Below are 14,298 nucleotides of genomic sequence, written 5' to 3'. Positions count from 1 at the left end.
TACGATTAGTGGCGAAGGTTGTTCATTCTAGTGGTCGCAGACGGCGGCCGTTGCGGTTTGGAGTAGATGTGAATCTGATCGGCGTGATCGGCGGCGGCACCATGGGTGCCGGCATCGCCGAGGTGTGTGCGAAGGCCGGTAGCGACGTCCTCGTCCTGGAGACCAAGCAGGAGTTCGTCGACGCTGCCGCAGCGCGAATCGAGAAGTCGATCAGCCGCGGTGTCACCAAGGGCAAGATCTCGCAGGAGGACGCCGACGCCGCCATCGCACGCGTGAAGGTGACGCTCGACATCACCGAGTTCGCCGACCGGGAACTGGTCATCGAGGCGGCGCCCGAGGTCGAGGCCATCAAGCACGACATCTTCGGCAAGCTCGACACCATCGTGAAGCCCGAGACGATTCTCGCGACCAACACCTCGTCGATCCCGATCATCAAGATCGCTGCTGCCACCGCGTACCCGGAGCGCGTGGTCGGCGTGCACTTCTTCAACCCGGTGCCGGTGATGCCGCTGGTCGAGATCATCTCGGCGCTCACCACCGCGCCGGAGACGGCTGCCGCCGTGACGGAGTACGCGAAGACCACCCTGGGTAAGACGACCGTTCAGTGCGGCGACCGCTCGGGCTTCATCGTCAACGCTCTGCTGATCCCGTACCTGTGCCAGGCCATCCGCATGTTCGACTCGGGTTACGCCAGCGCCGAGGACATCGACGCCGCGATGAAGGGCGGCTGCGGCTACCCGATGGGTCCGCTGACCCTCTGCGACACCGTCGGCCTGGACATCTGCCTCGCTGCCGCGGAATCGCTGTATGCGGAGTTCGCCGAGCCGCACTTCGCTCCGCCGGCCCTGCTGCGTCGCATGGTCGACGCCGGCCGCCTGGGTCGCAAGAGCGGTCGCGGGTTCTACACCTACAGCTAGTTTCGACTGGCGACAGGCCCACGAGTCGTGACGTTCTGAACGCCCGAGCCGCATGTCGGCTCGGGCGTTCGGCGTCAGTCGGCGCCGTTCTCGGCGGACTCGTCCGCGCTCGCCGCTGTCGCGTCCGCCGTCAGTCGCCGCCTAATGATGAAGTGACGCTCGAGGAAGAGGCGTTCGTCGAGCTTCTATCGACGCATCCACGTGGTCAGTTCGGTGTTGCATTTGCTGGAATTGCACGAACGGCAGCACGGCACCACGTTGTCGATCGTGTAGCGACCACCGCGTGAGATCGCCAGCATGCAGTCCTTCTGCAGCCCGGGGCCGGGGGCGCCGCAGTATGCGCAGCCGCCCCACTGGTCGATCAACGCCGCCCACTGGGTATCGGTGAGGTCGTGAACCTGCTGGGCCATCCGAAGCTTCCGGCGACGGGCGTAGCGAGCAGCACGAGCACGAGGGGGCATGCCTGAAGACGGTACCGGTCGGCAATGATCGGCAATGCTCCCCAGTCGGGAGGTCGGCGGTTCGGGTGCGACCATAGGTCTATGACCGCAACCCTCGTCGCCAAGAACGTCTCCGGCGGCCACGCCCATCGCGTGCTGTTCGACGATTTGGACCTGACCGTCGCGCCCGGTGACGTGATCGGCGTCGTCGGCGCCAATGGGGCGGGGAAGACGACGCTGCTCCGCGTGCTGGCGGGAGATCTGGCGCCCCTCGCGGGCACGGTGACCCGGTCGCCGTCGGACGCCTTCGTCGGCTGGTTGCCCCAGGAGCACGAGCGGGTCGAAGGCGAGACCGTGGGCCGGTATGTCGCTCGGCGGACCGGGTGTGCGGCGGCGACTGAAGCCATGGAGGCGGCCGCCGAGGCGCTGACGGACGACGCCTCGGGGGACGGCGCCGACGTGTACGCAGCAGCGCTGGACCACTGGCTGGCCACCGGGGCCGCCGACCTCGACGAGCGGCTGCCGGCCGTCCTGGCCGATCTGGGATTCGTCGCCGGCGAGGTGGCGCCGGAGGACCAGTTGATGACCGGGTTGTCGGGTGGGCAGGCGGCGCGCGTCGGACTCGCGGCACTGCTGTGCTCGCGGTTCGACATCGTCCTGCTGGACGAGCCCACCAACGACCTCGATCTCGACGGCCTGGCGCGGCTGGAGGAGGTGGTCGCGGGCATGCGCGGCGGCGTGGTCCTGGTGAGCCACGACCGCGAGTTCCTGGCGCGGAGCGTCACCCGCGTGCTGGAACTGGACCTCGCGCAGCACACCAACACGGTCTACGGCGGCGGATACGAGAGCTACCTCGAGGAGCGGGAAGTGGCCCGCAGGCACCGCCGCGAAGAGTACGAGGAGTACGCCGAGAAGAAGGCCGATCTGGTCTCACGGGCGCGGGTGCAGCGCGAATGGTCGAGTCAGGGCGTCCGGAATGCGATGAAGAAGAATCCCGACAACGACAAGGTGCGCCGCAAGGCCGCGTCGGAGTCGAGCGAGAAGCAGGCGCAGAAGGTCCGGCAGATGGAGAGCCGGATCGCGCGCCTCGAAGAGGTCGTCGAACCGCGCAAGGAATGGGTTCTGGAGTTCACGATCGGTGCGGCGCCGCGATCGAGTTCGGTGGTCTCGACGCTGAACGCTGCGGTCGCGCGGCAGGGTGACTTCGTGCTCGGCCCGGTGTCGCTGCAGGTGAACGCCGGGGAGCGGATCGGCATCACCGGACCCAACGGGGCGGGCAAGTCGACGCTGCTGAAGCTGATTCTGGGCCGGTCGACTCCGGCCGAGGGGACTGCGGCGCTGGGCGCCAACGTCGCGATCGGTGAGGTGGATCAGGCCCGCGGACTGTTCTCCGGACCCGATCTGCTCGCCGACCGGTTCGAGGAACTGGTGCCGGAGTACACGACCGAAGAGGTGCGGACGCTGCTCGCCAAGTTCGGACTGCGCGCCGATCACGTGGGGCGGCCGACCGTCGACCTCTCGCCGGGCGAGCGCACCCGCGCGGCGCTGGCATTGCTGCAGGCGCGAGGCGTCAACGTGCTGGTGCTCGACGAACCGACCAACCATCTCGATCTGCCTGCGATCGAGCAGTTGGAGTCGGCGCTCGCGTCGTACGACGGCGCACTGCTGCTGGTCACCCACGACCGCCGGATGCTGGCGAACGTGAACGTTGACCGCCGGTGGCACGTCGAGGACGGTCGGGTTCAGGAACTCTGAGCGTTCTGGGGCGCTGCCGTGCGTCGGGCACCTATCCTCCGTAGCCATGGCGAACAGCAGCGAGAGTAAGGCTCCGGTGTTGCAGACCCCGATACCGGTGGTCGTCTGGGGCACAGGCAATGTGGGGCGAGCCGCGATCAGGGCGGTCGCGGCGAATCCGCTGTTGCAGTTGACCGGGGTGATCGTGGCTGCCGAGGCCAAGGCCGATCGCGACGCCGGCGACCTCGCCGGGGCCGACCGCACGCTCGGCGTCCGGGCGACGCGTGACGTCGACGCCGCGCTCGAAACCCTCGACGGTGCGGGAGCCGTGGTTTACGCGGCGAACGGAGAATTACGCCCCGACGAGGCGGTCGCCGACATCGCCCGAGCGCTGGCGGGCGGCGCCGTGGTGGTCAGCCCCTCCGTGTACGCCCTCTACGACCATCGCAACGCGCCGGCCGAGGTCCGCGAACCGGTCGAGAGAGCGTGCGCAGCGGGAGAGTCGGCGCTCTTCGTCAGCGGCATCGATCCGGGCTGGGGCAATGACCTGCTCCCGGTCCTGGTCAGCGGTCTCGGCTCGGAGATCACCCAGATCCGCTGTCAGGAGATCTTCGACTACTCCACTTATGACGCCGAGGACTCCGTTCGCTACATCGTGGGGATGGGTCAGCCGATGGACTACGACCCGCCGATGGTGATGCCCGGCGTTCCGTCGATGGTGTGGGGCGGACAGATCCGCCTGATCGCTCGCGCCCTCGGCGTCGAGCTCGACGAGCTCCGCGAGGTGGTCGACCGGCAGCCGCTCACTGAGACGGTCACGACCGCTCTCGGCGAGTTCGTCGCGGGCGGTCAGGGCGCCTTGCGTTTCGAGGTGCAGGGCATCGTCGGCGGTGAGCCGCTGATCGTCGTCGAGCACGTCACCCGAATCACCGGGCAGGTCGCCACCGACTGGCCGATGCCTGCCGACGGCGGCGACGGCGCCCATCGCGTCATCGTGGAGGGCCGTCCGCGCATCGAGATCAACGTGGAGGCCACCGATGAGGGCGGCAACCGGTCGGCGGGAGGCAACGCCACCGCCGCCAACCGGTTGGTGAACGCGATTCCGTGGCTGCGACAGGCCGCGCCGGGTCTGTACGACGGACTCGATGTGCCGCTGGCGCCCAGCGCGTACCTGCGTCAGCGATAGCGATCGCGGATCGACCTCGTCAGTTGAACTCGGACCCCGGGTGGAAACGCTGCACGCGGCGCAGGGTGTTCTGGTCGGTGTGGTGCATCTCGGTGCCGGTGGCCACCAGGCGCAACAGCAGGTCCGAGGTGTAGCTGAAGGTGTCCTCGTCGATGATCGTGAACTCGCTCTTGAAGTCCTTGATCTCGGCACGCTCCATCAGATACTTGTTCTGCAGAATCCCGTAGCTCGGATCGCCGGGGGTGGCGTCGAAGCGGATCTGGGTGTCGCGGGGGCCTGCCGAGCTGCCGGCCTGGATCGCGATGCCGCGGCCGAAGACCACGGTTCGCATCACCTCGCCGTTGGCCTTGTCCCACAGCAGGAAGCCGATCTCATCGTGGAACGGATCCTGGCCTTCCTCGCCGTGCCGCCACGCGGTCATCGAGTAGTTCAGACCCCACAGCGTCTGATCGCCGTTCTCCTGCACCGGGATCGGCTTGAAGCTGGCGCGCTCGAAGTACGAGGTGTGGCTCGTCTCGTCGTCGGCGTTGTGGTATGAGAGGTCGATCCCGACGTCGCCCTCCCAGACGCCGACGAGCGGGGCCAGCGGGCCCAATTTCTGCGGACCGCGGATGTCTTTGATATCGGGAACCGAGGTGGTCATGACTTCTCCAATCGTCGGGGCTGACGAGCGCCGGGAGGCAGGCGCAACTGATTGCGTTAGCGCAGGTATTGCCCATAGCAAGTCTTGCACAAGGCAAGACTAGATTCAGTCAAATCAGCAGATCGGTCGAAAGCTGCGGACTCACGAGACACCGACACGAGGCCGCGCGACACTAGAGCGGCAAGCGCCTGCGCAGCTCATCGCTCGACGTGCCCGGAGCCATGGTGGCGTGCAGGTGTTGCAGGGCGGCGGCACATGCCGCACGAGCGTCGGGGTTCAGCTGCGTCAGGGCGGTGTGCAGATCTCGGCGTCGGCGCTCGTTGACGTTCCGGACCACATCGCGACCTGCGTCGGTGAGGTGCAGGGTGACGATGCTGCGGTTGTCCGGATCGGTGCCGCGGACCAGATGGCCCGAGGCTCGGAGCCGGTCGGCGAGGCGAGTGATGGACGATCCCACGACACCCAACGCTGCGGCGCAGGCGGACGAGCTGCTCGGTCCGAGCTCATGGATCGTCAGCAGCAGTCGGTACTGGGAGAGCGAGACGTCGAGATCCTGCACGCTGCGCAGCGCGAGCCCGACGAGGTCGCGGGTCGCGGTCTCGAAGGCGTCGATCTCGCCGGGTCGCACGTCGTCGTCGGCTCGGTTCCCGGCAGCATCATCCATTCCGCGAGTATGGCACGGAGCGGGCGGCCGTCCGCGCCGTCAGGAGTCCGATCGCAGATGTTCCTCGACGCGCTCGACCTTGTGCGTCAACTGGTCTGAGAAGCCCTCGCGCATATCGGCTTTCAGAACCAGGCTGACGCGCGGGCTGGTTGCTGCGACAGCCTCGCACGCCGCCTTCACCACCGCCATGCATTCGTCCCAGTCGCCTTCGATGGTGGTGAACATCGACGTGGTCTCGTTGGGGAGTCCGGAGGCCCGGACCACGCGGACCGCCTCGGCTACCGCGGCGCTGACCGAGCCGTCGGGATCGTCGGTGGTTCCGGGGGCGATGGAGAAGGCGAACAGCATGGGCGAAGATTACCCGGGTCGATCGCCAATCGGGCTGACCCGAGGGGGCGAACCGTGGACAATGGGCGCATGAGCTACACGCTGGCATTCTGGTCGGGTGCAGACTCTGCGGAGTGCGCCGACGTCTACATTCGGCTCAACAGCGGCGAGCACGTCGACGGTGTCGCCTCGGTGGATCCGGCCGCGGTCCTCCGGTCGCTCGACGCGCTCGAGGGATGGTCGAGGCACGAGAACATGGTGTATCCGCCGGGCGGCACCGCCGATGCCCGCCCGGCGTTCGATACGTTCATCGACACCCAGTTCGTCGTGTTCACCGGCTATCACGTCCAAGCGCACGACATCAACGTGGTGATCGACGTGATGCGCGAGCACGGCTGCCGCCTCTACGACCCGCAGACGCTCGAGCGTTTCGCCTAGGTGTAGGTCGTAGGGCGCCTGTCGGAATCGATCAGGTCACGGCGTCAGGATCGCCCGACCGGTGACCCGGCCGGCCTCCAGATCGTCGAAGGCCCGCTGGTAGTCGGCGAGCGGATAGACGGTGTGCTCGACGGTGAGCTTGCCCGCCGCGGCGAGGGCGATGACCTCGGTGAGATCGGCGCGGGTGCCGCCGTACGACTTCCGGACGTCCACGCCCCACGGCAGCGCCTTGGTATTGGCGTCGGCCCCGAACGGGAGGACTGCGCCGCCGAGGCCGACCAGTCGGATCGCGCCTTCGGGGGCCACCACGCGCGATGCGAGCTCCACGGTGGGTGCGATTCCGACGAAATCGAAGACCACGTCGACGCCATAGCCGTCCGACTCGGAGAGGATCTCCGCCGCCGCGTCGCCGCGCGAGTCGACGGTCGCATCGGCGCCGTGACGCAAGGCGAGCTCCAGTTTGTCGTCGGACATGTCGACCGCGATGATCCGCGCGGCGGTGCATGCCGCGAGGATCTGCAGCGCCATGTGGCCGAGCCCGCCGACGCCGATGACGACGGCGGTGGATCCGGCGGTGAGACGTTCCCGTACCGAGTCGATGGCGCGCATCGGCGTCAGTGCGGCGTCGGCGAGGGGCCCGGCCGCAACCGGATCGATCTCTCCGAGGGGGAGGGCGTGCCGCGCCGGGACCAGCATGTAGTCGGCCATCGCGCCGTCCGGTCCGAGGCCCGGGCTCGGCGGATGATTGTGCCGACCGCCCGTGACGCAGGCGTTGTCGTGGCCGTTGACGCAGGGACGGCACTGCCCGCAACTCCACACCAAGTTCACCAGGACGGCGTCGCCGATCTCGTGACCGGTGACGCCGGGGCCCAGCGCATCGATCCATCCGGACCCTTCGTGGCCCAGCGTGAACGCGGCGCCCATCGACTTCTCGAGGTGCAGGACGTGCAGGTCGGAGTGGCAGACACCGGCCCCGGCGACTTTGACGCGGACTTCGCCCGCACCGGGCTCGGGCAGCGCGGACTCGACGAGTTCAAGAGTCCCGGGTGAGACGAGTTTCAATGCGCGCACGGTCGGCTCCTTGGGGTTGACTATCCGCGACAGTAGGCGCGATCGGGCGCTCAGCGGATCGGAATCGAATCGATGGTGACGAGTGCCGCACCTTGGGACACTGGGAAGTGTCACAGAACCGGTTCGTGCGGTGTCCCATAGGCGACAGAGAGAATCGGGACCACCGGAGGTTGTCATGAAAGTCGTCGTTATCGGAGCAGGCTACGCAGGGACGATGGCCGCTAATCGCTTGGCGCGGCGGGGTCGCGGTGTGCAGATCACCGTGGTCAACCCGCGAGCGGAGTTCGTCGAGCGAATCCGCCTGCACCAACTCATCGCAGGCAGCGGAGCGGCCACCCGGCCGCTGCGCGACGTGCTTGACGACTCGATCATGTGTCGGGTCGCGTCGGCGGCGAAAGTCGGTGACGGCACCGTGCTGCTCGACGACGGCGACGAGCTGGAGTACGACCGACTGGTGTACGCCGCAGGCGGTGCAGTCGTCGCGCCCGAAGGAACGTTCGCAGTGGGTGGATTCGACGATGCCGGCCGCGCGGCGACGCGGCTGGCCGCTTTGCCCTCGGCTGCGCGTGTCGTGGTGGTCGGCGGCGGCCTCACCGGCGTCGAGACTGCTGCAGAGGTCGCCTCCCGGCGTCCCGACCTGCGGGTGCGTCTCGTCAGCGACGCACCCGTCGCCGGTTCGCTGGGAACGTCGGCGCGCCCGCGTGGCGGAGGTGCTCACCGGACTGAACGTCGACGTGGTGCGCGGCGAGTGGAGCGCCGCCGACCACTCTGACCTCACCCTGTGGGCGGTCGCGCGTCAGGTCAGTGAGGTCGCGCGCCAGAGCGGATGGACGGTGGACGCCGACGGCCGTGTGGTGGTGGATCGGTACCTGCGGAGCGTCGACCACCCGAGGGTGTTCGCTGTCGGCGACGGCGCGGCGGTCCCCGGTTCGCGGATGAGCTGCCAGGCCGCCCTGCCGCAGGGCGCGTACGCCGCCGACGCGATCGTCGGCGAGCTGCGCGGAAAGCGGGTCGCACCGTATTCGATGGGGTTCCTCGCGCAGTGCGTGTCGCTGGGGCGCACCGAGGGAGTGGTCCAGCGGGTTCATCGCGACGACAGCCCGGCAGGTCTGTGGCTGCGCGGCCGGACCGCGGCGGTGGTGAAGGAACAGGTCTGCCGGAGCACGGTGCTCGCCGCGCGCTCGTCGCTGTTCGCGTGGCCGGCGGGTCCGGCGTGATGCGGGCCGACGATCCGGTCGGACTCGACGAGTTCGCGACCCACCGATCGCTGCTGTTCTCGATCGCCTACGAGATCCTCGGCTCGGTCACCGACGCTGAGGACGTGCTGTCCGAGAGCTGGCTGCGGTGGCAGGACGGCGACCGCAGTGAGGTCGAGAATCCGCGCGCCTATCTGGCGCGCATCGTCACGCGGCAGGCGCTCAACGCTGCGCGATCGGCCAGCAGACGCCGCGAGACCTATGTGGGACCGTGGCTTCCGGAACCACTCGAGGAGGCTGCCGACGGTGATGGTCTTGACCACGTCCTGACCGGCGAAGCGGTCACCACCGCCATGCTGCTGGTGCTGGAAGCGTTGACACCCGACGAGCGAGCCGTCTTCGTGCTCCGGGAGGTGTTCGACTTCGGGTATCCGGAGATCGCGGACGCCGTCGACAAGACGCCCGCCGCGGTCCGTCAGATCGCGCACCGCGCCCGCAACCACGTCCGGGCTCGTCGGCCGGCGACGGTCGCGAACCCGGCGGACGCGCGGGCGGTCGCTGATCGCTTTCTGCTCGCGGCCGCGACCGGAGAGGTGCAGGCGCTGATGGACCTGTTGGCGCCCGGCGTGGTGTTCGTCGGTGACGGAGGCGGTGTGGTGTCCGCATCGCGCCGCCCAGTGGAGGGGGCCGCGACGGTGGCGCGCCTGGTGGTCGGCTTGCTGGGCAAGGCCGCCGAACTCGGCGAGGTTGGTCTGCGGATGACGGTCGCGAACGGCATGCCTGCGGCGGTGGTGTCGATCGATGGAGTCGTCGACAACATCACGTGCGTCGAGGTCTGCGACGGGGCGGTCACTGCGGTCTACGCGATCCGCAACCCCGCCAAACTCGACGGTGTCAGACTCAACTCGACCGGCCCGGCCCCGGACGGTTCTTCGCCTTGACCCCGTGCCGGTCCAAGACTCCGCGTGTGCGGGAGATCCGGTAGTCGATGCGATCGTCGAGGTAGTCGCGGACACCGGCGTCGTCCGGGATCGTGTGGAAGACCTCGTCGGCGATGTGGGAGGTCGCCGAGGCCAGGCGCTGCGTGCGTTCCTCATGTCGCATCTTGTCGTACTCGAACTTGAGGCCGCGGACCGTGGCGACACACATCATGGCGAGGATGATGCTGAACGGCAGGGCCGTCGCGAGCGACGCGGCTTGCAGCGAGCCGAGACCGCCGGCGAGCAGCAGTGCCACCGCGACGACTCCCTCGAGGACGGCCCACAGCACCCGCGACCACACCGGCGGGTTGGGGTGCCCGCCCGAAGCCAGCATGTCGACCACCAGCGAACCCGAGTCGGACGAGGTGATGAAGAAGATCGCGACCAGCGCGATGCCGAGGATCGAGAAGAAGGTGCCGAGCGGCATGTCCGACAACACCTGGAACAGCGAGCCCTCGGCGGAGACCTTGCCGTCGACCACCAGGTCGCCGTCGCCGAGCAGTTGGCGGTGCAGGCCGGTGCCGCCCAGGACCGAGAACCAGATGAAGCCGACCAGCGTCGGAACGATGAGGCAGCCGGCGATGAACTCGCGGACCGTCCGGCCTCGCGAGATGCGCGCGATGAAGACGCCGACGAACGGCGCCCACGCGATCCACCAGCCCCAGTAGAAGATGGTCCAGTCGCTCAACCAGTCCTGCGTCTCCTGGCCCTGGAAGGCGCCGACGTCGAGCGTCATGTTGAAGAAGTTGGCGAAGTACACGCCGAGCGACTGCACGAAGTTCTTCAGCAGGAACAGGGTCGGGCCGATCAACAGCAGCGAGATCATCAGCAGGCCGGCCAGCGACAGGTTGATGTTCGACAACCACTTGATGCCGGTGCCGAGGCCACTGACCACCGAGAGCGTTGCAAGGAACGTGATCACGACGATCAGGATCACCAGCAGGGTGTTGTCGGCGGAGTCGATGACACCGATCGACTCCATGCCCTTGGCGATCTGCTGCACACCGAGACCGAGTGAAGTGGCGACGCCGAACATGGTGCCGCAGATGGCGAGGACGTCGATGACGTCGCCTGCCCAGCCCTTGACTCGATCGCCGAGCAGCGGTTCCAGCGCCCAGCGGATCGAGACCGGACGGCCGCGGCGGTGGATCGCGTACGCCAGGGCCAGGCCGATGACGGCGTACACGGCCCAGGGATGCAGGCCCCAGTGGATGAACGTCTGCGCCATGGCCATCTCGGCCTTGTCCTGCACATCCGTGCCCCACCCGGGCTTGGGCTGGACAGTCGCGTAGGTCAGCGGCTCGCCGACGCCGTAGAACACCAGACCGATGCCCATGCCTGCGGCGAACAGCATGCAGAACCAGCTGATCCGCCCGAACTCGGGCTTCTCGTCGGGTTTGCCGAGCTGGATGCTGCCCAGTCGGGAGAAGCACAGTCCGACGACGAAGACCACGAAGCACGCGATGATCAGCATGTAGTACCAACCGAGGTTGGCCACGATCCAGTTCTGCACATTCGAGAACACGGTGCCGGTGCCGTCCGGGAAGAGGACGGCGATGACGCTCACGGCCAGGATGATGACCAGTGACGGCCAGAACACGGCCGGCGCGATGCCGCCCTTACCGAGCCGAACACCCTGGCGAATCAGCTTCTGCGTGATCTCGTCGTCGGTGTCGTCTTCGGCGACGTGCAGGCTCGCGTGGACCGGAGCGACGCTCGGGGTGACGACGGTCGTCTTGTGGGTGAAGGGGTCAACCAGGACGCTCTCGTCGTCTCCCGGGACGTCGCCGGGAGCGGTCTCGGGCTCGGAATCGTTGCCGGGGGGAATCTCGCTGGACGGGGTCTCGCTGTCGTCGGCCATGTGATCCACCATGTCGGTGATGCAGTCCGGATACAACCCACAACCGGAAGAGTCGAGTTCACCAAGCGTGTCAGGCCCGAGGCCGATTGCGCCGTAAGCTCGTAGCCATGCCGGACATTCTGCTGATGGTCATCGCCGTGCTGGTTATCTGCGGTGGTGTCGTTCTGCTTCTGCGGAGTCGCGCGAACGAGACAAGAGCCGGTCAGGCGCGACTCGACGACGCGAAGGCAGATGCGCGGCAGGCGATCGAACGGCTGGGCGGCCAGGTGTACTCGCTCCAACCCGGCGACGACCGCGCCGCGACACAGGCGCTGGCCGACGCCGGTGAGCGGTTCACGGCTGCCGGATCGCAGATCGAACAGGCCGCCACCCCCGGCCAAGCGCTTCTCGCCAAACAGACGGCAGTCGAGGGGCTGTACTACATCAGGGCAGCTCGCACGGCCCTTCACCTCGACCCGGGGCCGCCGATCCCCGAACTCGACGGTCAGCGAGTGGCCGGAGCGGTGACCGAGGCGCGCTCGGTGGATTTCGAGGGTCGCACCGTCGAGGCGTCGCCGAAGCCCACCGACAAGACCCCGAACTACTACCCGGGAGGCCGCGTCGCAGGCCGGTCGGTGCCTGCGGGCTGGTACTCGGAGCCGTGGTGGCGACCGGCCCTGGTCGGTGGGGCCTGGGGAATCGGATCGGCGTTGCTGTTCAGCTCCCTGTTCTCGGGAATGGCGGGGATCCCCGACAGTGTCGCCGCCGCTGATGCGGCCGGCGGCGACTTCGGGGGGAGCGAGATGGACGGCGGCGAGATGGCCGGGGATTACGGCAGCGGGGATAACAGCAGCGGGGATAACAGCGGTGGGGATTACAGCGGCGGGGATTCAGGATTCGGGGACGGCGGCTTCGGGGACGGCGGCTTCGGTGACTTCGGCGGTGGGGACTTCGGTGGGGGCGGTTTCGGGGACTTCTGATCAAGTGTTCGGCTGATCTCTTGACCTTCACACTGTGACAAGGTGTTGAGTTGCCTCCAACGAAGGAGGTGGTCGCGATGACCGCAGTGGTCGAGGCGCTCGGGGCGGCGTCGTCCAGCATCCGGCTGAAGGCGGCGTTGGCCGCGGGGACCGAGCCGCGCCCGGACTCGGTCGGACCGCTTGTCGCGCGATGCGCCGTGGAGCCCGACTTCTATGTCCGCGACATGCTCACGTGGGCGCTGACCCGGCACTCGGTGGACCAGACCGTTCCGGCGCTGATGCGGCAGCTGGAGTCCGACATCCCGCAGGCACGCAGTCAAGCGCTGCACACGCTGTCCAAGATCGGCGATCGCCGCGCATGGACGACGCTGACCCGCGCCCTGCTGGTGGACCCGGACGACGAAGTCGCGCGCAGCGCATGGCGGGTGGCGGTGCTCTACGCAACGGCCGACGACGCGCCGGAGGTCGCCGACATCCTGGTCACCCAGTTGGGACGCGGCGATCTCGACATGCATCGCAGCCTCAGTCGCGCGCTGATGCAGCTCGCCGATGCCGCGCTGCCTGCGGTGCGGGAGGCACAGAAGGCCGCCGACCCCATGGTCGGTGGCCATGCCGTGGCGACCGAGGCGCTGATGCGCGATCCCGAGTCGGGGTTCGCGTTCGACGTCGAGGCCGCGCGTCGAGTCGCTGCGCTCGGTCCGGGGGCATAGCCCATGCGGATCGGTGAGGTGGCGCAGCGCTCCGGCGTGAGTGCGCGGATGCTGCGGCATTACGATGCGCTCGGCCTCGTCACACCCGGTGCCCGCACCGGGTCGGGATACCGCGAGTACACGGCGGCCGACGTGACGCGCATCTTCCACGTCGAGAGCTTGCGGTCGCTGGGCCTGTCGCTGCGTGAGGTGGGCCAAGCGCTCGACGATCCGACGTTCGCGCCGGCGGAGCTGGTCGCCGCACTCAAGAAGCGGAGCGCGGAACGGATCCGCGCTGAACAGGGATTGCTCGCCAGGCTCGAGCACATCGACGAATCCGGCCCCGACGATTGGGAGCAGGTCCTCGGGATCGTCGCGCAGCTCTCCGCGCTTGCGTCGGCGACGCCCGATCATCGTCAGCGGGCAGCGTTGATCGTCGACGATCGGCAGTCCCCGGTGGCGGCCCTGGTCGATTCGCTGCTGAACGAAGCCGATCTCAACGTCGCCGGAGCGCTGCGCTGGGCCGTGGCGCGCAGCGGGACCGGGGCCGTCGTACCGCTCGTCGCGGCCGCCGCTGATCGGGATGTCGTCCGACGTCGGCGAGCGGTGGCGGCACTGATCGATATTCCGGGCGACGAGGCGACGACGGCGCTGCGCGCGGCGGTCGTCGATCCGGACGTGGAGATCCGGGCGGGCGCGGTGCTGGAACTCGCCGATCGAGTCGACGATGTGCCGCCGGAGGCTCTCGTCTCACTGATCGTCGACGGTGTTCGCGACGTCGACGCCGCCGATGCGCTCGCGGCACTCGCGCGCCGAACCGCTGCCGGAGACCAGATCGCGGAACCGCTCGTGCGAGCACTCGTGGATGCTCCGGCCGGGGTGCGCTGCCGCGTGGCTCAGGCGCTGGGCGAGATCCCCGGCGCAATAGCGCACGATGCGCTGCTGCACCTGCGGGACGACGACGATCAGATGGTTGCGAGCACGGCCGCCTACCTGGTCGGGCTCCGACAGTAGCGTCGTGATGCCCCGGTGTCGTGATGTCTCGCGACCGGCGCGTCAGCTGCTAGCGGGCACCGGCGTGAAGCGGGTGCTGATCTTTCCGTTCAACTTCGGCGAGATCTCGTTGATGAAGCCGAGAACCTCGGAGCGTTCGGCTCCGGTGTACGGGGTGGGCTGGTAGTCGTTGTAGTCCG

Annotated in this window: 15 protein-coding genes and 1 pseudogene; 10 read left to right on the top strand and 6 right to left on the bottom strand. The window is 68.2% G+C overall.

Annotated features, from left to right (window positions below):
* Window positions 1-68: 68 nt before the first annotated feature.
* Complete coding sequence (locus GX543_RS02100) at window positions 69-917, top strand: 3-hydroxybutyryl-CoA dehydrogenase (protein ID WP_290849473.1); 849 nt, start codon at window positions 69-71, stop codon at window positions 915-917.
* 188 nt (window positions 918-1,105) lie between these two features.
* On the opposite strand, the pseudogene GX543_RS02095 reads toward GX543_RS02100, so the two are convergent.
* A pseudogene (locus GX543_RS02095) lies at window positions 1,106-1,378 on the bottom strand (HNH endonuclease); the annotation flags it as partial.
* A gap of 81 nt (window positions 1,379-1,459) precedes the next feature.
* On the opposite strand from GX543_RS02095, the gene abc-f reads away from it, so the two are divergent.
* Window positions 1,460-3,112: a ribosomal protection-like ABC-F family protein gene (abc-f, locus tag GX543_RS02090; protein ID WP_290849472.1), complete on the top strand. Its 1,653-nt coding sequence runs from the start codon at window positions 1,460-1,462 to the stop codon at window positions 3,110-3,112.
* Window positions 3,113-3,158: 46 nt separating this feature from the next.
* Entirely contained in the window at window positions 3,159-4,277 is a 1,119-nt protein-coding gene (locus GX543_RS02085) for a dihydrodipicolinate reductase (protein WP_290849471.1), read from the top strand.
* A 19-nt stretch (window positions 4,278-4,296) separates the two neighbouring features.
* On the opposite strand, the gene GX543_RS02080 is transcribed toward GX543_RS02085, so the two are convergent.
* From GX543_RS02080 to GX543_RS02070, 3 genes are all read right to left on the bottom strand, one after another.
* Window positions 4,297-4,920: an FABP family protein gene (locus GX543_RS02080; RefSeq protein ID WP_290849470.1), complete on the bottom strand. Its 624-nt coding sequence runs from the start codon at window positions 4,918-4,920 to the stop codon at window positions 4,297-4,299.
* A 172-nt stretch (window positions 4,921-5,092) separates the two neighbouring features.
* A complete protein-coding gene (locus tag GX543_RS02075; protein ID WP_290849469.1) occupies window positions 5,093-5,584 on the bottom strand; it encodes a MarR family transcriptional regulator in 492 nt (163 codons plus the stop codon).
* Between the two features lie 39 nt (window positions 5,585-5,623).
* Complete coding sequence (locus tag GX543_RS02070) at window positions 5,624-5,932, bottom strand: MTH1187 family thiamine-binding protein (protein WP_290849468.1); 309 nt, start codon at window positions 5,930-5,932, stop codon at window positions 5,624-5,626.
* Window positions 5,933-6,001: 69 nt separating this feature from the next.
* Between GX543_RS02070 and GX543_RS02065 the strand changes: the two genes are divergently transcribed.
* Window positions 6,002-6,349 carry a hypothetical protein gene (locus GX543_RS02065; protein WP_290849467.1) on the top strand — a complete coding sequence of 116 codons (348 nt, stop codon included), beginning with the start codon at window positions 6,002-6,004 and terminating at the stop codon, window positions 6,347-6,349.
* Window positions 6,350-6,385: 36 nt separating this feature from the next.
* Here GX543_RS02065 and GX543_RS02060 read toward each other — a convergent pair whose 3' ends face one another.
* Window positions 6,386-7,420, bottom strand: coding sequence for an NAD(P)-dependent alcohol dehydrogenase (locus GX543_RS02060; protein WP_290849466.1), 1,035 nt, complete (start codon window positions 7,418-7,420; stop codon window positions 6,386-6,388).
* Between the two features lie 214 nt (window positions 7,421-7,634).
* Here GX543_RS02060 and GX543_RS02055 point away from each other — a divergent pair, with 214 nt between their 5' ends.
* Genes GX543_RS02055 through GX543_RS02045 form a run of 3 tightly spaced genes read left to right on the top strand, consistent with a single transcriptional unit; the run spans window position 7,635 to window position 9,557 of the window.
* Window positions 7,635-8,192, top strand: coding sequence for an FAD-dependent oxidoreductase (locus GX543_RS02055; protein WP_290849465.1), 558 nt, complete (start codon window positions 7,635-7,637; stop codon window positions 8,190-8,192).
* A complete protein-coding gene (locus GX543_RS02050) occupies window positions 8,131-8,637 on the top strand; it encodes an FAD-dependent oxidoreductase (RefSeq protein WP_290849464.1) in 507 nt (168 codons plus the stop codon). The genes GX543_RS02055 and GX543_RS02050 overlap by 62 nt, the downstream gene beginning before the upstream one ends.
* The gene (locus tag GX543_RS02045) at window positions 8,637-9,557 is read left to right on the top strand and encodes an RNA polymerase sigma-70 factor (RefSeq protein ID WP_290849486.1); all 921 of its coding nucleotides are present in this window, start codon (window positions 8,637-8,639) and stop codon (window positions 9,555-9,557) included. The genes GX543_RS02050 and GX543_RS02045 overlap by 1 nt, the downstream gene beginning before the upstream one ends.
* Here GX543_RS02045 and GX543_RS02040 read toward each other — a convergent pair.
* Entirely contained in the window at window positions 9,517-11,457 is a 1,941-nt protein-coding gene (locus GX543_RS02040) for a BCCT family transporter (protein ID WP_290849463.1), read from the bottom strand. The genes GX543_RS02045 and GX543_RS02040 overlap by 41 nt on opposite strands.
* A gap of 107 nt (window positions 11,458-11,564) precedes the next feature.
* Between GX543_RS02040 and GX543_RS02035 the strand changes: the two genes are divergently transcribed.
* The 3 genes from GX543_RS02035 to GX543_RS02025 all read left to right on the top strand — a co-directional run bounded on the left by GX543_RS02035 (window position 11,565) and on the right by GX543_RS02025 (window position 14,119).
* The gene (locus GX543_RS02035) at window positions 11,565-12,416 is read left to right on the top strand and encodes a DUF1542 domain-containing protein (RefSeq protein WP_290849462.1); all 852 of its coding nucleotides are present in this window, start codon (window positions 11,565-11,567) and stop codon (window positions 12,414-12,416) included.
* A gap of 77 nt (window positions 12,417-12,493) precedes the next feature.
* Window positions 12,494-13,126 (top strand): HEAT repeat domain-containing protein, encoded by a 633-nt coding sequence (locus tag GX543_RS02030; protein WP_290849461.1) that lies wholly within the window; start codon window positions 12,494-12,496, stop codon window positions 13,124-13,126.
* A 3-nt stretch (window positions 13,127-13,129) separates the two neighbouring features.
* Window positions 13,130-14,119, top strand: a complete 990-nt coding sequence (locus GX543_RS02025; protein WP_290849460.1) for a MerR family transcriptional regulator — start codon at window positions 13,130-13,132, stop codon at window positions 14,117-14,119.
* Window positions 14,120-14,298: the final 179 nt, after the last annotated feature.

The organism is Gordonia sp. (in: high G+C Gram-positive bacteria) (assembly GCF_012515855.1).
In the GTDB taxonomy this organism is placed as follows: domain Bacteria; phylum Actinomycetota; class Actinomycetes; order Mycobacteriales; family Mycobacteriaceae; genus Gordonia.
The sequence above is the reverse complement of the archived record's forward strand: the minus strand, read 5'-3'. Positions and strand labels throughout refer to the sequence as shown.